At 44.9% G+C, this 18,989-nt stretch carries 19 protein-coding genes; 8 read left to right on the plus strand and 11 right to left on the minus strand.

The genetic code is table 11. The annotated features are described in order from the left end of the window. Positions 1-2 precede the first annotated feature (2 nt). The 4 genes from lysS to QUE61_RS02920 form a co-directional block, all read right to left on the minus strand. Positions 3-1,547 carry a lysine--tRNA ligase gene (gene lysS / locus QUE61_RS02905; RefSeq protein ID WP_286307496.1) on the minus strand — a complete coding sequence of 515 codons (1,545 nt, stop codon included), beginning with the start codon at positions 1,545-1,547 and terminating at the stop codon, positions 3-5. A 9-nt stretch (positions 1,548-1,556) separates the two neighbouring features. After that, positions 1,557-2,661, minus strand: a protein-coding gene (prfB, locus tag QUE61_RS02910; protein ID WP_286307498.1) for a peptide chain release factor 2 whose coding sequence is annotated in 2 segments (ribosomal slippage) — positions 1,557-2,588 and positions 2,590-2,661 — 1,104 coding nt in all. Because the reading frame shifts where the segments join, the coding sequence is not laid out codon by codon here. A 23-nt stretch (positions 2,662-2,684) separates the two neighbouring features. After that, a complete protein-coding gene (recJ, locus tag QUE61_RS02915; RefSeq protein WP_286307499.1) occupies positions 2,685-4,427 on the minus strand; it encodes a single-stranded-DNA-specific exonuclease RecJ in 1,743 nt (580 codons plus the stop codon). Beyond that, positions 4,424-5,326 carry a hypothetical protein gene (locus QUE61_RS02920; RefSeq protein ID WP_286307501.1) on the minus strand — a complete coding sequence of 301 codons (903 nt, stop codon included), beginning with the start codon at positions 5,324-5,326 and terminating at the stop codon, positions 4,424-4,426. Before QUE61_RS02920 ends, recJ begins: the two co-directional genes overlap by 4 nt. A 68-nt stretch (positions 5,327-5,394) precedes the next feature. Between QUE61_RS02920 and QUE61_RS02925 the strand changes: the two genes are divergently transcribed. The 4 genes from QUE61_RS02925 to QUE61_RS02940 are packed head-to-tail and all read left to right on the plus strand — an operon-like array spanning position 5,395 to position 10,607. Continuing rightward, positions 5,395-6,657, plus strand: coding sequence for a lipoprotein-releasing ABC transporter permease subunit (locus tag QUE61_RS02925; protein ID WP_286307505.1), 1,263 nt, complete (start codon positions 5,395-5,397; stop codon positions 6,655-6,657). Beyond that, positions 6,650-7,336, plus strand: coding sequence for an ABC transporter ATP-binding protein (locus QUE61_RS02930; RefSeq protein WP_286307507.1), 687 nt, complete (start codon positions 6,650-6,652; stop codon positions 7,334-7,336). The genes QUE61_RS02925 and QUE61_RS02930 overlap by 8 nt, the downstream gene beginning before the upstream one ends. Before the next feature lie 6 nt (positions 7,337-7,342). Further along, positions 7,343-8,155, plus strand: a complete 813-nt coding sequence (locus QUE61_RS02935; protein ID WP_286307509.1) for a TatD family hydrolase — start codon at positions 7,343-7,345, stop codon at positions 8,153-8,155. A 1-nt stretch (position 8,156) separates the two neighbouring features. Continuing rightward, a complete protein-coding gene (locus tag QUE61_RS02940; RefSeq protein ID WP_286307511.1) occupies positions 8,157-10,607 on the plus strand; it encodes a DNA internalization-related competence protein ComEC/Rec2 in 2,451 nt (816 codons plus the stop codon). A gap of 233 nt (positions 10,608-10,840) precedes the next feature. On the opposite strand, the gene QUE61_RS02945 is transcribed toward QUE61_RS02940, so the two are convergent. Beyond that, positions 10,841-12,253, minus strand: a complete 1,413-nt coding sequence (locus QUE61_RS02945) for a carbohydrate porin (RefSeq protein WP_286307513.1) — start codon at positions 12,251-12,253, stop codon at positions 10,841-10,843. Positions 12,254-12,464: 211 nt separating this feature from the next. Between QUE61_RS02945 and QUE61_RS02950 the strand changes: the two genes are divergently transcribed. Continuing rightward, complete coding sequence (locus tag QUE61_RS02950; RefSeq protein WP_286307515.1) at positions 12,465-13,808, plus strand: hypothetical protein; 1,344 nt, start codon at positions 12,465-12,467, stop codon at positions 13,806-13,808. Positions 13,809-13,843: 35 nt separating this feature from the next. On the opposite strand, the gene QUE61_RS02955 is transcribed toward QUE61_RS02950, so the two are convergent. The 3 genes from QUE61_RS02955 to QUE61_RS02965 are packed head-to-tail and all read right to left on the minus strand — an operon-like array spanning position 13,844 to position 15,038. Next, entirely contained in the window at positions 13,844-14,509 is a 666-nt protein-coding gene (locus QUE61_RS02955) for a hypothetical protein (protein WP_286307516.1), read from the minus strand. Continuing rightward, the gene (locus QUE61_RS02960; protein ID WP_286307518.1) at positions 14,496-14,705 is read right to left on the minus strand and encodes a hypothetical protein; all 210 of its coding nucleotides are present in this window, start codon (positions 14,703-14,705) and stop codon (positions 14,496-14,498) included. Before QUE61_RS02960 ends, QUE61_RS02955 begins: the two co-directional genes overlap by 14 nt. 3 nt (positions 14,706-14,708) lie before the next feature. Beyond that, a complete protein-coding gene (locus tag QUE61_RS02965) occupies positions 14,709-15,038 on the minus strand; it encodes a hypothetical protein (protein ID WP_286307520.1) in 330 nt (109 codons plus the stop codon). Between the two features lie 99 nt (positions 15,039-15,137). Here QUE61_RS02965 and QUE61_RS02970 point away from each other — a divergent pair, with 99 nt between their 5' ends. Further along, positions 15,138-15,395, plus strand: coding sequence for a hypothetical protein (locus tag QUE61_RS02970; protein ID WP_286307522.1), 258 nt, complete (start codon positions 15,138-15,140; stop codon positions 15,393-15,395). A 30-nt stretch (positions 15,396-15,425) separates the two neighbouring features. Here QUE61_RS02970 and QUE61_RS02975 read toward each other — a convergent pair whose 3' ends face one another. Then, positions 15,426-15,611: a hypothetical protein gene (locus tag QUE61_RS02975; RefSeq protein WP_286307523.1), complete on the minus strand. Its 186-nt coding sequence runs from the start codon at positions 15,609-15,611 to the stop codon at positions 15,426-15,428. Between the two features lie 282 nt (positions 15,612-15,893). Here QUE61_RS02975 and QUE61_RS02980 point away from each other — a divergent pair, with 282 nt between their 5' ends. After that, positions 15,894-16,442, plus strand: a complete 549-nt coding sequence (locus tag QUE61_RS02980; protein WP_286307526.1) for a hypothetical protein — start codon at positions 15,894-15,896, stop codon at positions 16,440-16,442. Between the two features lie 559 nt (positions 16,443-17,001). Here the strand turns inward: QUE61_RS02980 and QUE61_RS02985 are convergent. Both QUE61_RS02985 and QUE61_RS02990 read right to left on the minus strand, forming a co-directional pair. Continuing rightward, positions 17,002-17,610, minus strand: coding sequence for a hypothetical protein (locus QUE61_RS02985; RefSeq protein WP_286307528.1), 609 nt, complete (start codon positions 17,608-17,610; stop codon positions 17,002-17,004). A 10-nt stretch (positions 17,611-17,620) separates the two neighbouring features. After that, positions 17,621-17,950 (minus strand): hypothetical protein, encoded by a 330-nt coding sequence (locus QUE61_RS02990; protein WP_286307529.1) that lies wholly within the window; start codon positions 17,948-17,950, stop codon positions 17,621-17,623. Positions 17,951-18,226: 276 nt separating this feature from the next. Between QUE61_RS02990 and QUE61_RS02995 the strand changes: the two genes are divergently transcribed. Next, positions 18,227-18,946 (plus strand): hypothetical protein, encoded by a 720-nt coding sequence (locus QUE61_RS02995; RefSeq protein WP_286307530.1) that lies wholly within the window; start codon positions 18,227-18,229, stop codon positions 18,944-18,946. Positions 18,947-18,989: the final 43 nt, after the last annotated feature.

The raw sequence follows: 18,989 nt of genomic DNA on the forward strand, positions 1-18,989 counted from the left end.
GTTTATTCGTCTTCCCGACGTAAATGAGGAAACAGGATCACATCACGAATATTGGGTACGTCGGTCAGTAACATCACTAATCGATCAATGCCAATCCCGCAGCCTCCGGTAGGGGGCATACCGTACTCAAGCGCCCGAATGAAGTCGTGGTCAAAATACATGGCCTCCTCGTCGCCGGCATCCTTTTGCGCCACTTGTTTTCGAAAACGCTCGGCTTGATCCTCGGCATCATTGAGTTCCGAGAAACCATTTGCAATTTCACGGCCTGTAATAAAAAGCTCAAAACGCTCGGTTACTCCTTTGCGAGTGTCAGACTCGCGCGCCAACGGACTCACTTCGATGGGGTAGTCAATAATGTACGTCGGATCCCAAAGGTGCTCTTCAGCTACCAGTTCAAATAAGGCAAGCTGTAGGGCTCCTAAGCCAGCATTTTTTAGTGACGGAGCATTGAGGTCTTCACCACCTTTCTTAAGCTCACCACGAATAAATTCAGGATCCTCTAGCTGAGTAGCGGTATAGGATTTTTTCGAAAGTGGGCTGTACTTTAAGATCGCCTCGGTAATGGTCAGACGGTCAAAGGGTTTGGCAAGATCCAGTGGGCGGCCTTGGTGGGTGAGGGTCGCAGTCCCCTGGGCATCGATGGCTACACTGCGAATCAGATTCTCCGTGAAATCCATCAGCCACCGATAATCCGTATAGGCCGCATAAAACTCCATCATGGTGAACTCGGGGTTATGGCGGGGGCTTACACCTTCGTTACGGAAATTACGATTAATCTCAAAAACGCGTTCAAAGCCGCCTACGATCAGGCGCTTTAGATACAACTCCGGAGCGATACGCAAAAACATTTGCATATCGAGTGCATTGTGGTGAGTAATAAATGGTTTCGCTGCGGCACCACCCGGAATCGGATGGAGCATGGGTGTCTCGACTTCCATGAACTGTGCTTCGGTCATGTGACGACGTAGTGAAGTGATCACCTTGCTGCGTGCCAAGAACGTATTTCGACTATCCGGATTCACAATCAGATCCACATAGCGTTGCCGATACTTTAATTCTTGATCGGCAAGCCCGTGAAATTTATCGGGTAGTGGGCGTAAGGACTTACTTAAAAGTCTTAGTGTCGAACACTCAATCGATAACTCGCCCTTATTGGTTTTAAATAAATAGCCTTCGGCAGCAATGATGTCGCCTAAATCCCAATGCTTAAAGGCCGCATGAACATCACTGCCAGTGACATCATCGCTGATATAAAACTGAATTTGTCCACTACGATCTTGAATGGTCGCAAAACTAGCCTTGCCCATGACGCGCTTGAGTACCATCCGGCCGGCAACTTTGACATGAACACGTTTGCCGGCTAATTCTTCTTTATTAAATGAGTCGTAATGCTGATGAAGGTCAGCTGCCAGGTGAGTTGGTACAAAATCATTGGGGTATGCAACTCCTGCTTGGCGTAGCTTTGCTAACTTCTCACGTCGCTCGGCAATGATGTGATTTTCATCCTGTGCTGGAATTGATGGGTCTTGTTGGTCTAAATTACTCATAGCAGAATCTTACACGCCCTGTTTAAGGCTGGCCTCAATAAATGCGTCAAGATCACCATCCAAGACTTTCTGGGTATTCGAGATCTCAACATTGGTTCGTAAATCTTTAATGCGACTTTGATCAAGTACGTAAGAGCGGATTTGATGCCCCCAGCCAACATCGGTTTTGCTGGCCTCTAACTTGTCTTGCTCGGCACGGCGTTTACGCATCTCATGCTCGTAAAGACGTGATTTGAGCATGCTCATTGCCTCAGCCCGGTTGCGATGCTGGCTGCGGTCGTTTTGACACTGCACCACAATACCCGTTGGAATATGAGTGAGGCGAACTGCAGAGTCAGTTTTGTTAATGTGTTGACCACCAGCGCCCGATGCGCGATACGTGTCGGTTCGAATATCAGCGGGATTGACCTCAATCTCGATCGAGTCATCAATTTCGGGATAGACATAAATACTGGCAAATGAGGTATGGCGACCACCCGAGGAGTCGAATGGTGATTTACGGACTAAGCGGTGCACACCCGTTTCGGAGCGAAGGTGACCATACGCATATTCCCCATCAACCTTAATCGTGGCGCTTTTAATACCGGCAACGTCACCATCGGACTCTTCCAAAATCTCTGTTTTATAGCCTTTGCGCTCGCAGTATTTGAGGTATTGGCGATATAGCATACTGGCCCAATCGCAAGCTTCGGTACCGCCAGCCCCCGCCTGAATATCAATAAAGCAATTGCAAGGATCCATTTCATTATGAAACATCCGCCTAAATTCGAGGTCAGCAATAATCTTTTCATACGAGGCAGCATCAGCCTCAAGGGATAGCAGAGTATCTAAGTCATTCTCGGCGCGAGCAAGATCCATTAGCTCCATGCTGCTAATAATGTTTTGCTGCAAATCAGTTAGGGTGCTCACTATGCCTTCAAGTAACTTTTTTTCTTTCCCAAAGGCTTGGGCTTGTTTTGGATCGTCCCAAATTTTGGGATCCTCCAAAATACGATTGACTTCAATTAGGCGGTTTGATTTGGCATCAAAGTCAAAGATACCCCCGAAGGGCTTGCTCGCGAGCAAGGAGATCTTTAAAGGCGTTGGTAATTTGATTGAGTTGTTCGGCTTCCATGTGCAAATTATACGGCTAAGCGTCTATTGGAGTGGATCATCAATGGCTTCAATGATTAGCTGAATCCGAGCCTCTTCACGAAAACGATCACTCACTAGACGAAATGCCAAAAATGCAAGTTGCGGTAGTGTTTGAGTGCGATTAAACCAAACTGCTGAAGCGACGGGGGCAACGCTTTCGCCCTTCACCATCGGGCGCAGCAAAAGACGTAAGTGCTTATCCTTCATCAGCGACTGCTGGAGTATCTCAAATTCACCATAAAAGAGGGGTTGCGGAAAACCTTGTCCCCAGATCTCTTGCATTAACCGGTCAGCGACCTCAACGGTGAATTGGTCTGGACCCAAAGAGCCATCATGGATACAGCGCCGTTGCAAAATCTCATCATCGAGTAGGCTTGAGCTGATTTCTCGAAAGTAATTATCAAAGTCATCAAAGTCGGACTGGTGAATGGTGAGGCCTGCAGCCATAGCATGACCGCCAAACTTCAAAATGAGCCCAGGGTATTTTTTGGACACTAAGTCAAGGGCATCACGCAGATGAAAGCCCTGAATCGATCGACCAGAACCGCGTAGCAATCGAGTACCAGAATCATCATCGGCAGGTGCAAAAACAATCGTTGGGCGATTAAAGCGTTCCTTTAGTCGCGAGGCAACAATGCCCACTACACCCTGATGCCAATCAGGATGCCATAAGCAGAGTGCTGGTTGTTCATTAACGGATAAATTAGCAAGGCTCGCAAGCGCGGATTCTTGCATACCGGACTCGATCACGCGCCGCTCTCGATTAATGCGATCAAGTTCCTGTGCAAGCGATGTTGCGCGAACCTGATCGTCACATAGCAGTAATTGAATTCCTAAGCTCATATCGGCTAAGCGACCAGCAGCATTTAGGCGAGGCCCAATGGCAAATCCTAGATCAAAGGGGCTGGCAGCTCTGGGATCTCGTCCAGCCACCTCAAATAAGGCGAGTAATCCCGCTGGCGCGAGACCCTGACGTATTTTTCTGAGACCTTGTGAGACCAGGATGCGGTTATTGCGATCGAGTTGGGCAACGTCTGCCACTGTGCCAAGCGCTACTAAGCTAAAGAGCTGCTCGAGTTTTGGCTGGGTCTCGACAGTAAATACACCACGTTCGCGTAATAGGGCTCGTAAGGCAATCAAAATGTAAAACATCACCCCAACACCTGCGAGTGCCTTGCTTGAAAACGCACACTCCGGCTGATTGGGATTGACGATTGCAAGAGCGTTTGGTAGCTGATCGCTGGGTAGGTGATGATCAGTGACCAGAACATCGATGCCGTGTATCTTGGCATAGTCAATTCCTTGATGGCTAGCAATCCCGTTATCAACCGTAATTAAGAGCGATGGTCTTGGATTGAATTCAAGCGCCATATCAACTACCTCTGGGGTTAGTCCATACCCCATCGTGAAGCGATTTGGAACCAAGTAGCCCAATTGCTCCTCTGAAGCCCCCAGCATACGTAACCCTCGCATTCCAACGGCACAGGCGGTTGCGCCATCACAGTCGTAATCAGCGACGATCACCATCGATCGTTTTGAGGCAATCGCATCGGCCAATAATCTGGCCGCTGTCTCACACTCCTTCAGTGAAGAGGGCGGTAGTAAATGCTTTGCCTCAAGACTTAAGTCGGAGTACTCCTGAATACCTCGAGCAGCGTATAAGCGGGCAAAGAGAGGGTCTATGCCATGCCCTTCTAAGCTTGCAGTAACTTCATTTGGGTAGGTACGTTGGCTAAAAACACTCATGCCTGTAACTCTTCCCAGGTCGGTGGCTGATTTTTATGCCAAAACTTCCATGCGGGGCCCTGATAGTCTTTGGCTCGAAGTGTGCGTTTGCGGATGCCTTGCGGAAAATCAATTAGCGTGATTTCTAGATCGTGTTCGAGCATCGCTTGCATTAGGCCTGGCCATTGCTTATGAATATCGTCTACCCACACAAAGGTATTGCTTGCTTGTTGTTCCCATTGAATAGACTCTGAGCTCAAAAGAGGGATGCCGCGCTGTGCAGCAATCGATATCATCCAGGGATGATCGCTAATCATTTGAGTTGCATTCATTAATTCAGGCGAGTAAGCAATATCGGTTGTTTTACCAATCCCATAGACCCATACTGAATTAATTCGGGCTAATCCTTGCGCCTCCCGCGCTTCATTAATGGGGTGAATATGCCAGTGCATTTGGATTTCGTTCTGAATCCGGCGCCAACGTTTAGCTAAACCTGACACAACAGTGTCTTTGGGAAGCCACCAATCGATATTACGTCCTGTAGCCTGTGCCACACTGTGGGTGTAGAGTGATTCATAATCGTTTGCAGCATAAATCCAAGCATTTGGACCACGCGAGATTGGAATAATTCCTTCTTCATTCAGAATGGTATTTGCCTCTTCCATCAAGATCATGATTTCATTAGTGGGTATCGATAACTCTGATAATGGAAGCAGAACAAGATGATCGCGTGTCGCATGCAAATGAACCGGTTCAATGCACAGTTGAATTTGATCATTTGGGTTTGCATGAAGGGCGCTGCCAAGAGCAAAGGAGTCGCCAATCAAATAGCGTTCATGCGGCAAGGCTTTGGGTGCATACGCAATGTCGTGGTTGAGCTGATCCTCGCCGGATAGAAGAATGCTAATTTGTCGACTCATGACCCTAATTTTAGGTGGCAATTACTCAACTTGCTCAGTAGGTGGTGCTAATTGCTTAAACTGTGAAGATGTGGAAGATTCCGATTGAACTGGAGATTGGCCTAAAGTACACGCGCTCGCGGCGTAGGAAGGCGGTTGGTCAGCGCGATGGGTTTCTATCCTTCATTTCTGGAATCTCCATGGCTGGGATCGCACTAGGGGTTGCAGCCCTAATTGTGGTGCTCTCAGTCATGAATGGATTTCAGAAGGAGGTGCGAGACCGCATGCTTTCCGTTCTCTCCCATATTGAAATTACCTCACCCAATGGCTTATCGGATTGGGAGCCAATCGCCGAGACACTCGCAAAGCAAGCTCATGTTCTAGGGGTTGCCCCAATGGTGAGCTCGCAGGGTCTTCTCTCTCGAGCTGAATCGATGCGTGGGGTTGTTCTGCGGGGTGTTGATCCAGCCTTAGAGGGTCGAGTGTCCGATCTACCCAAGCAATTAATCGTGGGCTCAATCAGCGATCTGAAGCCCGGGCAATTTGGGGTTGTGCTTGGAACGCAGCTGGCAGGCACGCTTGGTGTACGAGTTGGTGATCGTGTAAACCTATTAGTTCCAGAAGGTGACCTAACTCCTGCAGGAATGATGCCGCGAATGAGGGCTCTTCAGGTTGTTGGTATGGTGGATAGCGGCCATTATGAATACGATAGTACTTTGGCGGTAATGCACTGGAAAGATGCTGCTGCTTTATTGCGAATGACCGACCCGACTGGTTTGCGCGTCAAGGTCGATGACATGCAAAAGGCCCCTGAAATTGCGGTGCGCTTAGCGCAAGTCGTACCGCAAGCGCTTTGGGTCAGTGATTGGTCACGCTCAAATCGCAATTGGTTTGCTGCAGTTCAAACCGAGAAAAAAATGATGTTCATTATCTTGACCTTAATTATTGCGGTAGCGGCATTCAACTTAGTTTCCACTCTAGTCATGTCGGTGACGGATAAGCAGGCAGACATTGCAATTTTGCGAACTATGGGAGCGAGTGCTGGACTGGTACAACGCATATTTTTAGTGCAAGGTTTGGCAATCGGCCTATTGGGCTCACTGCTTGGGGTGGCGTTTGGATTACTCATTGCTCTTAATATTGATGTGATCGTACCGTTTATCGAAACCCTCTTCCGAGTACAGTTCTTGCCCAGAGATATTTATTTCATTAGTCAGTTACCATCGGATGTACGTCTCGATGACGTGCTAAAGGTAGGAATCATGGCGTTTGTTCTATCGATTCTTGCAACGATTTACCCAAGCCGTAGGGCGGCACAGGTCAAACCAGCTGAGGCGCTGCGTTATGAGTAAGCCAGTACTAAAAGCGTCTCAGCTTGCTAAAACCTATGGAACAGGTGTGAATGCAGTAGAGGTGCTTAAATCGGTTGACTTGGAGTTAAGCCCAGCCGAGAAGGTGGCCATTGTCGGATCATCGGGATCTGGTAAGAGCACCTTACTTCACCTTTTGGGGGGATTGGATACAGCCAGTGCTGGTGAGGTGGAATTGGCCGGTCAATTACTCAATCGGATGAGCCCGAAGGAGCTTGATCGAATTCGCAATCAACATCTAGGCTTTGTATATCAGTTTCATCATCTGCTTGACGAATTAACAGCACTTGAGAATGTGGCCTTACCTTTGCGCATTAGAGGTTTGAGTCAGGAAGAGGCAGAAGCGCCAGCAAGGATCCTATTGGATGCAGTTAGCTTAGGAAAGCGTCTGCATCATACCCCGGCGGAGTTATCGGGAGGTGAGCGTCAACGGGTTGCCGTGGCGCGTGCTTTGGTTGGAAAACCGGATTGTGTATTGGCCGACGAGCCAACCGGTAACTTGGATACTGAGACTGCTGATCGGGTATTCGATTTAATGCTCGATATTGCCAAAGAGCAGGGCACCGGATTTTTGATTGTGACCCATGATCCCGTTCGGGCCAAACGGTGTGATCGTATTTTGCGTTTGACCCGCGGTGTACTCGAGCCATTTAGGGAATAGTGATCGATGTGGCTTGATACCCATTGCCACCTCGATGCCCCAGAATTTTTGAGTGATATCGGGAGTATCGTAGAGCGTGCAAAATGCGCTGGCGTAGTAGGCCTCTTATTACCTGCGGTTCGAGCTCAGGATTTTGAGAGCGTTCGAGAACTTACCCATCGGTTCAAGCATGAGATTCCATATTTGGTCTACACCCTAGGCATTCATCCCCTGTATACCGATCGTGCTAGCGAACGTGATCTAAAAACCTTAGAGACTGCAGTAGTCAATGCTAAAAATGATCCTCACTTTGTGGGTATTGGTGAAATTGGTCTAGATTATTTTGTGGCAGAGTTGGATCCACATCGACAAGCATTCTTTTTTCATGCGCAACTGGACCTAGCCCAACACCATCAACTTCCGGTGATTTTGCATGTCCGTCGTTCGCAAGATATGATTTTGAAGGCTCTTCGCCAACGAAATTTAAGTGGCGGCATTGCCCATGCATTTAATGGCAGTTTTCAGCAGGCCCACCAATTTATTGAGCTGGGATTTAAATTGGGGTTTGGGGGTGCTGCGACCTATGAGCGAGCTCTACAAATTCGTAGGCTCATTCAAGAGCTACCGATCGATGCTATTGTGACCGAGACCGATTCGCCAGATATTCCACCGGCATGGTTGCGCTCTGAACAAGAGCGACGCAATGAGCCAGCATTTTTACCTCGTATTGCCCATGTCTTGGCAGAAATCCGTGGCGTGCAGCCAAACTCTCTTTCAGAAGCTGTCATTCACAATATGAGTCAGGCCCTACCGCGTTGGGGCCAACTTCTGAACCAATAACGTGCTACGCATCGCAATTACGGCATGGATTGCCGGAGGGACAGCTTTTCTCTTTTTACCCAAATTGCCGAATCATGGCCTGGAAGTAAGCGTTCTTTCCGGAATCTTTTTGCTGATCATTAGCTATTATTTACTTAATCGTAATCGCATTCTCTCGCCCCTCGCAGTTTCACTGGCCTTGGCATTATTGGGATGGGGCTATCACTTTCATTATGCAAAGGAGAGACTTGCATCGCCCTTACCAATTTTTCTTGAAGATCAGGAGTTAACGATTCGGGGATATGTCGATCAACTACCTAGTGGTGATCATCAACATCAGCGCTTTGCCTTTGAGGTAGTTGACTGGAATGATGTTCAATCTGAGTCCTTGCCAAGAAAAATCTACTTAAGTTGGAGTGGGGTGTGGCAAAAAAATCGTTTGATTCCAGAGATTGCTCCGGGTGAAGAGTGGCAATTTGTTGTCAAACTTAAAAGACCGCACACCTTAATGAATGAGCATGGCTTTGATTTTGAACGATGGATGTTTCATCAAGGCTTTGGAGCGCATGGCTCGGTTAGGTCAGGTAAGCGAATTCAAGAATCTCAATGGATTTCATTAAAAACAGCCGTCGAGTATCAACGTTGGCGACTTCGCAATAAGATCAAAGCGGCTCTAGAGCCCTCTGCACCTTATGTTGGGGTATTAATTGCCTTGGTGATTGGCGATCAAAATGCCATCGCGCAATCCGATTGGCGGGTATTTAATGCTACTGGTGTCGGGCATTTAATTTCGATATCGGGTTTACATGTCACGATGCTTTCTGGATTAGGTGCGATGCTGGGGGCTTGGATATGGCGTCGTCGTGAATGGCCGCTCATCATTCCTGTTCAAAAAGTTGCAGCTGCCACTGGGTTGTTGACTGCGTTTTTATACGCCTGGTTAGCTGGATTTCAAATACCAGCTCAACGAACACTCTACATGGTTGGGATCGTGGCTTTTGCGCTCTGGACTTCCCGAATCCCACGCGCCTTTGATATTTGGTGGATTGCCCTCTTTTTGGTTCTGGTAATTGATCCTATGGCTCCTTACACCCCAGGATTCTGGTTGTCGTTTGGCGCGGTAGCCATTATTTTGTATGGCATGGGCTCCTCATCAAGTCTCATTGGTATCCCGAATGGGAGTGAGTGGGAACGCAGTCGACTCGAACAACTCAAACAAGCCTTTTTTGAATCTTGCCGCTTGCAATGGATTGTGACCATTGCGTTGATACCGTGCACTTTATATTGGTTTTACCAGGTATCCATCGTGTCGCCATTCGCCAATGCAATAGCAATCCCGGTGATTAGTTTTATTGTGACCCCCTTAGCGATTGCTGGCGCGATTCTTCCCGAATGGTTTGCACCAATCCTTCTCCAGCTTGCGCATGGAGCAATGGAGTGGACCGCAAAATACCTGAATTGGCTAGCAAAATTTGATTGGGCAGTCCATTGGTCCCACCAACCGACCCTATGGGCTATAGCTTTATCGACTGTGGGGATCTATTGGCATATTCGTCCGGGTCCGATGGCAAGTCATCTGATGAGTCGGATTGTGGGACTTGCACTTTGCGCCCCATTATTTTGGCAAGCGGCCCACACGATCAATCATGGTCAATTTAGGGCCTATGTATTTGATATTGGGCAGGGCACCGCAGTCCTCATTGAGACAAAATCGCATCGGCTCTTATATGATGCTGGCCCACTTTCCGGAAAAAATGACAATGCTGGGGAGCGGTTATTGCTACCGTACTTTCGTGGAGAGGGGATTGATCGACTAGATCGATTAGTCATTAGCCATAAAGACTTAGATCACATTGCTGGCGCCAGCACACTAATGAAGAGCCTAAAGATCCAATCATTTTTGGGTACGATGCCAGAACATCATCCATTAATGAATGACCTCAAACAATCATCCATACCAGCACTGCCATGTCAGTTTGGTCAAGAATGGCAATGGGATGGTGTGGACTTTAAAGTCTGGCATCCGTCTGAGGAAGTAAGCTTTAAAGCAGATACGCACCGAGGAAAGCCTAATGAAAATAGTTGTGTGCTGGAGATCCGCAATTCCCACACAAGTTTTTGGTTAACAGGCGACATTGAAAAACGAGGAGAGCATGAGCACGCTCGGCGTCTAGAGGATGTGGGTTACCAAAAGCCCAAGAGGGTGGTGGTCATGGTCCCACATCACGGTAGCAAAACATCATCATCACAGATATGGCTAGATGCCATCCAGCCAACCGCGGCGTTTTCTCAGCACGGATACCGAAATCGGTATGGTCATCCACATAGCGTTGTGAAGGAACGGTATCGAGACAATCAAATTCCGTTTCTTGAAACCACGCATACTGGCGCACAGCATTGGCGCACCACTACTGACGACCTTACCGTTGAGTTCCTAAGACCCAAGCAAAAGCGATTGTGGCATCACGAATAGTCAACAAGAATGAATACCTAAAAATAGATATTTTGATTGGAAAAACTTGAGAGACTGGTTGCGGGGATAGGATTTGAACCTATGACCTTCGGGTTATGAGTGCGTAAATCCCGAATGACATAGGTATAAACTCCTTTTAAATATTGGCTTACAGGTCGGTAGTCTAAATACCATCAAACTTACCATCAAACTAAGAAGCTGTCCAATACCCATTTTTTTAGCCAAAATGACGGTTAATATTCCGCATGAATTCTGAAGGAGAGAATATTTACGGGTCCACGAGCAGCGTTATATGCTGGATTTTGAATGTGCTGTAAGTTCACGCCAGCCAAGACCCTTTTGATAACTGTGGCGTTATAGTAAATCTCAGCTATTTGCTCAGGTTTATAGGTAATTGTTTGTCCTGGTCCTGCGTAGTCGCCGATGAAAAATGACACCCCACCAGCCTTTAGATATTGTTGACGAGCGTTTGATAATCCATTACGCATTAAAGATATTCCGAGGGTATCCGCTGGTCTAGACCACGAATTACCATTAATTCCAGCACCAATAGAGATGGAATTATCAGCCTCAGCAAACGCCATTGTCTCCGTTTGTCCGTCGGATTTAAATATACGCATATAAACACCAGCATCATTGGTAATCGCTTGTTCAGCATTAAGACCAAAACCTGTCTTAAATTGTTCATTAGTACGAACATTGTTAATAGCTTGAGTACCTTGAGCGTTATTTTGAATAACGTAATTTGTCGCATCAGCAAAGCGAGCCAGTACCATTTTGTTACGATACGCTAAGACGCTAACTTTCCCAGGTAAATTGCTAATTGAATGTCCGCGCTCTACTTCAATTTGATCGCCGTAGTGCTTCATGATGTTCCAGTCGATCGGTAAACCATTTGGATCTCTCGGTGTCGTCATTCGTGACGCACGTAAAACCCAGTTTTCCAAATACCATTCCCCAGCTAAACCCCAACCGTAGCCTCTACTATCCGCAGCGTAGTCATAAGCAAGATAAGTTAAATTACCCCAGTTCATAAACTGCGTTCTCGGATCTTTAGCGTATCGACTATCGTCAAAAATATCCAAAGCAGAAAATTGACCAGCAGTTATAACAACACGATTAGTACTTACCGTTTGCGCAATTTGATTCGCCTCATCTTCAAGGTAAATTTTTTCACCATCTTGATTAAAGGTTGATCGTAAAAAAGCCCGAGCGGAATAAAACTTCGCTTGTGACCCTGTGGCTTTATTTGCTTCACCGTTACTCAACCCACCCAAACCCACCAAGCCTGAAAATGGTACGCCTGAGATCACCTCCGGGTTGAAGTAAACATCAGTGTTTGGAGCTATTCTGGCGCCTAAAAATAGCGTTCCAGACCATGTATAACTTAGCGAGTGATTACTTTTTAGGCTATTCGGACCGCTATATTGCGCATTAAAGTTTGGATAGCGTTGGTTGATGTAGGTTGTTTGACCGTGTACGTTGACTGGAAATCCAAAGATTTCATACTCCGTGGGTATTAGTTTTTGTCCCGCTGTTTCTTTTGGTGCTTCGTACGTTGCTGGCTCGGGACGATAACTCTCAACCCTTTGAGCAAAAACAGGTAGACAGGTAAACAACAGGAGAGCTATTACTAAAAGACGCATAAATCGTTTATTTGATAATCCGCCACATTATGATGTTTTCATTACGGTTTCATGTATTTGTTTGTACTTTTGTCTGCGGTAGTGTGTTGTTTGGTGGATGGTGATGAGCCGAGGTACGTCAAAATAGAGCTAAAATACCCGAAGGTTTTACCGAAAAAAGTCCAACAAAAGACTGGGCTAGAGTCAAGGATTACGCTACCATCTAACTACCGTGAGTTCTAAAAGTAAACCCATCCCTGACAGCTTTGAATCGGTACCGAGCGCACCCAGCCATGTTCGGATCTTTCGGGTGGAATGTTCGCCGTATTGGTGGACTCGGTGTTTCGTGAATGGTCGCTATACGGTTCGGTCGACTGGAATCGACGCCAAAAAGGGGAATAAACGGGACGCCTACGCCTTTGCTAAGCAGACCTATCAGGACGCTTTAATTAACGTTCGAGCCAACCCCCGATCCAAGGTCAAAAGTCGCTCCTTCGCTGTTTTAGCCAACGCCTTAGTCGTCCATGAAAAGACAACTGCGAAAAAGAGCCTTTATCTCAACGACAAGGGAAAAGTGGAGGGGTTCTTAATCCCGCATTTCGGGGTCAAGAACATCGATGAAATTGAGTATGGTGATCTGGTCGAGATGATGGAGGAGTTAAATAAAAAGGATCTCGCTCCCGCTACCAAGAAACACTACCTCTCCCTCATGAGCAAGATCTTCAAGTACGCCGTTCAAGAAGGCGTCTTAAAGGTCATTCCTCAGTTTCCAAAGATCACAGGTCGCCTAAAGACGAAAGAAAAGCGGGATTACTTCACCAAAGGCGAATACACGAGTCTTAACAAGGTGTGCGATCGACTGGCGAAAGAAGGCGTGAAGGTGAGGGGTGTTCCGATCACTGAAGAGATGCGCTTACTCAATAAGTTCATGGTCAATTCCTTCTTACGCCCAACCGATATTAAGGTACTCAAGCACAAACACATCACCAAGAAAAACGGAAAAGATGAACACGGTGATGATGTGTCTTGGTTAGCGTTACGTCATCCAGCGACAAAGACAACGGCGTATGAAGTTCAAGCTATGCCCAGTTCAGTCGAGATCTATGATGAGTTAGTTCAATTTAGAAAAGCCGATCACAAAGCGAAACTCGAAGCTGCGCAAGCGATTACTGGAAAAGACAAGTATGGGAAAGATAAACGCACCAAGGCTCTCGCAGAACTCGAGGGCTCACCGTATCTGGATCCTGATGATTATGTATTTTTCCCAAACTACAAGAACCGTACAACCATGATGGGAACGTGGGGGAGGTTATTTCGTAAGGTGATTGAAGAGTCGCAGCTCGAAACAAAGACAGGGAAAAACCTTCAGCTCTATAGTCTGCGTCATACGTCAATCATGTACCGTTTAATGTTCGGGAACGTCGATACGCTATTACTGGCGAAGAACGCTAGAACCTCGCAAGGCGTCATCGAGCAGTTCTACGGAGCGCACCTTACGACTGATCAGGGTCGAAAGCAGCTTCATAGCTTTGTGGATCGACCCAATGTGCGTAAGGTGAAAGTGGGTGAGCCCTAATACATCAGTAAGAGAAAGGTAATAACTCTTCTGGGCTAATCCTTAAGCCAACTTTTTTGAGTTTCCGTACCAAGGTCATCTTCAAACATCTTTAAGAACTTTTCATAATTAATTGGTGCGCCGTTTCGCCTTGCGGAGTCTGGCGGAAATGCTCTTCCACCATCACGATTCCACGCTAAGCAAATTCTTGATAATTTGGAGCTTTCACCGTTCTTAGTAAGCGTAACGGCGACCCCTTCAACGTCTATGAATTCAAGATGCTTCACTTCCGGGTCGAGCAACGCGCGAAGGCGTTTCATTTTGTTTTTTCTCTTAAACATCCGAATAACTACCAAATCCCCATCGGTAGGTTGATAGTCAGGAAAGTCGGGGTGTTTGATCTTTTCATCATTTAAATCAGTAAAGTCATAGTCGTAAATTGGATAACCGCAGATTTCTTTGACGAATTTCTGGGAGTCGAATTTTGGAATATCAGGAGCGCCATTAATCGGAGCAATATAGGCGTCCTCACCAAACATCATCCATTCATCGTAACCCTCTTTTCCCCGCTTTTTAAAGGAGCTGAGGATGATTTCTTTCACAACACAGAGTGCTTCTTCAGCCGTGTAATAGTCGCTATGGTCGTAAGACTCGCCATAGTTGTACATATCCATAACTACAACGAGGTAGTTCTTCTTGAACACACGCTTAGGTTTTTCCAATCCAGTTCTCTTCTGTCATATTTTCAACAACATACTCAGTACGATCGTAAACCAGATCTTCTAAATCAGTAAAGTTTCTCAGCTTTCCTTTAATAAGTTCGGATTGAGCCGCCGCATAGAACTTCGCAGGATCTTCATGAAAGATACTCTTGATCGGACGGTATTTCGGTCGACCTAAGATTTCAACATTACTCATGGCTTATTTACCAGTCGGTTTGTAACCAATCCGATTCCCGCTGTTATCGAAGTAGTTGATCACGCCACTGGGAGCTTGAACTTCATACCCAATACGGTTACCACGGTTGTCATAGACTCCATTGGTTGCGCTGAAGTTATTCGGTGAGTTGTTGAAGTTATTGGGAGAATTATTGAAGTTATTCGGGCTGTTATCCCAGTTGTTGGGGCTATTCGTCCAATTATTGGGGGAGTTGTTGAAGTTATAAACGGCTTGAGCTAGGGCGATATTACAGAGTAAAAAACCCACAACAAAACCCAAACCTAAGCCGAAGTGAATAAGTGTTTTACGCATAGAACCTCCTTGTGTTTTAGTCACTATAGGGGTTGACTAGCTCAAATAGTGAGCTAGAGACTCACGATACTGGCTCTATTCAATATAAGGGAGAATTCAATGTTATTGAGTACTATCTTTACGAGCCTCGTAGTACCGCTTCAGGTTCATCCAACTAGTTCTGCTTGGAACATTTCACCGACACCCATTGTTCAGGCTGTCATTGATAGCGCAAGGATTATCGGACTACCTCGCATGAAGGATATGGACAAGGCGATGTTTAAATCAGTCCATATCAATGAATTTCAGGTGGGAATGGTCGTCTACTCCATTCACCCTCGTAAAGCGTTTATTCATAACTACGTTAATACTAATTAGCAATGAATCGAAACAATGATCTCTTTGTTATTAAGCTTCTGGGAACACATGAACGTTGCTTGATTGGACTTTTTGATGAGCTCGAGTAGCTTCTCCTTGCTTATCGACAGACCAGATCTCTCCAGCTCCTTGATCAAATGGGAACTCATTCTTTTTCTTCTTTCTTTTGATTGGGTTGATTTTGTGGTGGGTTAGCCATTCTTTGAAACTTAGCATTTAAAACATCTCCTTTCTAGCTCTTTGAAAATTCTCGGAGCTATTCCAGTTCTCGTTTAGGAACCTTTTTAAACAATATCGAATGACTTCAGATCGGTTATACCCAAGGCGATCACATAACTCATCGAACTTGGAAATAAAGTCCTTAGTCGATCGAACTCCTAGGATTTGATTACGGGCGACACTCTTCATAACGCAACACTCCTTTTTTAGTCGTTTTTCTATTTAGGTAATTTTTTACGTTTGTTTTAAGTAACGTAATAAATAGGTGAGGGAGGAACCATGAATAAACAAAGAATAATTTCAATAGAGGGTGATTTATATGCGTTAAGCATTTTGACTGTTTCGGATGGAAATATTGAACGCTTAGTAAAAGCCAGAGATCGCGAAGAAGACTTCTGGACAGGTCTAGAAGAGTTTGAAGAGGAGTTATCTGGCGGAGCTGTGATTAGTGGGTTCTTAGTGAGACGTCGGGCTTCTGAACTTCGAGTATTTGTTGGTAATCAAGAGTTCTCGTTAGAGCTGAAATCAGTCTTAGATAACCATCCAGTCGCTCTTAAAAAGTCGAAATTCATTCTTGAGCCGAACTCGCATTATCTAATTTATGAAGAATGGTTTTCTAACGGAAAGTTCATTCACTCCTTAGACGTCGACATTGATCTGAGTAATCTACAGCTTGGAATAGAGGAACAGGACCTTCCTAATGGATCTAAAAAACGGGTATTGAATATAACTTACGGCGATGAAGATCTTCAGTTTCAAGAAAGTACCCCAGAGGATGTATCTTTATATGTATTTAAGTCGGATGGAGAGCGAATAGATCTTTTATGACTTTAATTAATTCTAGACACTCGCTAACGCTCGTGACTCGCTGCGCTCGTAGGTCTTGAGTTGAGGATTGATGTCTGAATTTAAGTAGATCTTTATTGCGACAGCATTTTTTAGATACAACTTACCTATCCGAGGTAAGTTGTTCATGTTTTGCGCATAGCACTCCCCATCTACACTTTGCTAAGGATCACCATGAATGGTAGGGGTGGTTAGCCTTTCTCCCTTTGTGTCCTGTCTTACGTACCAACGGTAGTCTTTTGTAGCCTAGCAAAGCGACACCAAAAAACTTGAGAGTTATCGTCGTATAGAGCTCTCATCATGACTTTGAAAAAGTCTTTTAAATCTCATAATCAGCCACCAGCGCCAGCCGTCCCGAGGAGGTGGTTGGTGGGTCGTTCACGACCATAGTAATTTCCACCTAACTATTTAGTCGCGCAAAACGTTAGTTTTACGTTATTTTTGACCTTTTTTACAATACGAAATTTTAAAAAATTTACTAAAACATGAAAGTAAAAAAAGCCACCCTAAGGGTGGCTTTTGAACATGATGTTAGATTCTCTTAAAACTTAAAGTCAGAAAAATCAGTTAAAGCAAGTTTTTTACGATTTTTTATCGTCGTTGGAAGGGCTATTTCTTCGGTCACACCTAATCGCTTTTTTAGCCTGTTTTGGTACTTTTCAAGAATTTCTAAAGCAATTACTTGTTTAGAGTTCTTTAAGTTGAAACAAGGCTGTTTATACGCGCTGGTTGACCATATTGGACGTGGAACACCTTCAGGACACAGTTCAATTGAACCCCACGGATCTCGGTCAATATAGATACGTAAGGACTGGGTCACCCCGCACATATCCCGCAGATATTCCAGCGCATTTTCAAGCACTGACTCAGCATGCTCCATAAGCTTTTTACTTTTGTAGTGATTCGGTTTAAAAGATGAATTTTCAGCTCGAGAATAGAGTTGAAGTCCCTTTTTTAAGCGTTTTGAATACTCCAGAATTTCTTCAGGACGATTCTTGTGGCTGAGCTTTTCATCTCTCCAAGCTTTATTAAACTCATTTAAGCCAGAAACTCCGATCACTCTACGAAGAGTGGGTCGTACTACTGACCCCCCATTCTCAAGATGCGTTTTCAATAATTTAATGCGCATCAATTTTTCCTGAGTATTCATTTGATAATCCTTAAACTTCCTGGAAATCGTCAAAGTTTTCAAGAAAAGATTCATGACTTTCAATCATGTACTCTAAAGTTCGAAAATCATTAACAAAATCAGAAGGACGCTCATTTCTATAAATTTCTCGAAGTTCTTGAAAAGCAGAATCAAAATCTTTCTTAAAGTTTTTTTGATTAGAAATTTTTTTGGTAATTAAATTCTTCATTACTAATTCATACCGCTTCTTTTCTTTTTCATAGGCTTTTCTGGCGGGTTCAATTTCTTTTAATAATAGTTTTCTAAATTCTTTCAACTCCAAATCAATTGCTACTTGTAATTCACTTTTTTTGGTTTTCATTGTTAATACTCCTTTTGTTAAGTTAATTAAATAAATCATGGAAAAGTCATTTAAATATTGCTCTATCCATACTTCTATTTTCGTGCTTTAGCCCTTTAAATCCTATTTTTAGTTAAAAGTGTTATATTTAAAGTGTTAATGAAAATCTAATTCAGATAAGTTAATAAAAAATGTTTTCCCATATATAAGTATTTTCCGAAAACGTATATAAGCACTATTTCTATTTAAAGATGCTATATTTAAAGTGTTAATAAAAGTTGATGGAAATCTTTCAAAATGGAACAACATCGATACCCTCGCCACTTCCAATACAAACATCCAACTTTTGGAACAAAGGGGAAGCCTAAGTCCAAATCTTCTTGGGAGGGGACGGTTTACTACTGGTGGTGGGAGTACTTGAGGCGAAATACGGATTATTTGAAGTGTTGTGAATCTGGAGGGAAGGGAAACCTAGCCAATCTTTATAAAGATTTTGGTGATGTTCGGGGCGATAGTTTTAAGAATTGGTGGACAAAGGATGGACGTGGCGTAAACCTTTTCGCCGATCCGCAAGCCGAATATTCAATACGAGTTATGGAAAAGGGTCAAAGTGCGATTGACCCAGCCGAAGCATTCACAATCTCTATACCGTTATATCTTCCGAAGAAGCTAATCCTAAGACGCTTCAAGGAGCTACTCGATGAACGACACAAAGGAAAAAGGGGTCACCAGTTAGCAAAACGAAGTAAGGCTCGATATCAAGTAAAAGGTCAGCCCAATATCCCAGCTATAAAGCAAGCCTTAGAGGTCTATGATTTTAAAAAAGCTAACCCCAAGATGAAACTCTGGGAGATTGGGAACGCAATTCCGAAGCTACAAATGGGAAATAAAATTAAAGCAGGGGATACAGAGAGCGAAATAGCCGATAAGAAGAATGTGCTGGCTGCTACGGTGAGTCGATATCTAAGGAGAGCAGAAGTATCGATACAAAACACTACTTTAGGAAAGTTTCCTTAAGTGGCTAGCTTTTATTGAAATTTAATCAGCTAAATGAGTTAAT

The sequence above is a fragment of the Polynucleobacter sp. HIN5 genome (assembly GCF_030297555.1).
Lineage (GTDB): Bacteria > Pseudomonadota > Gammaproteobacteria > Burkholderiales > Burkholderiaceae > Polynucleobacter.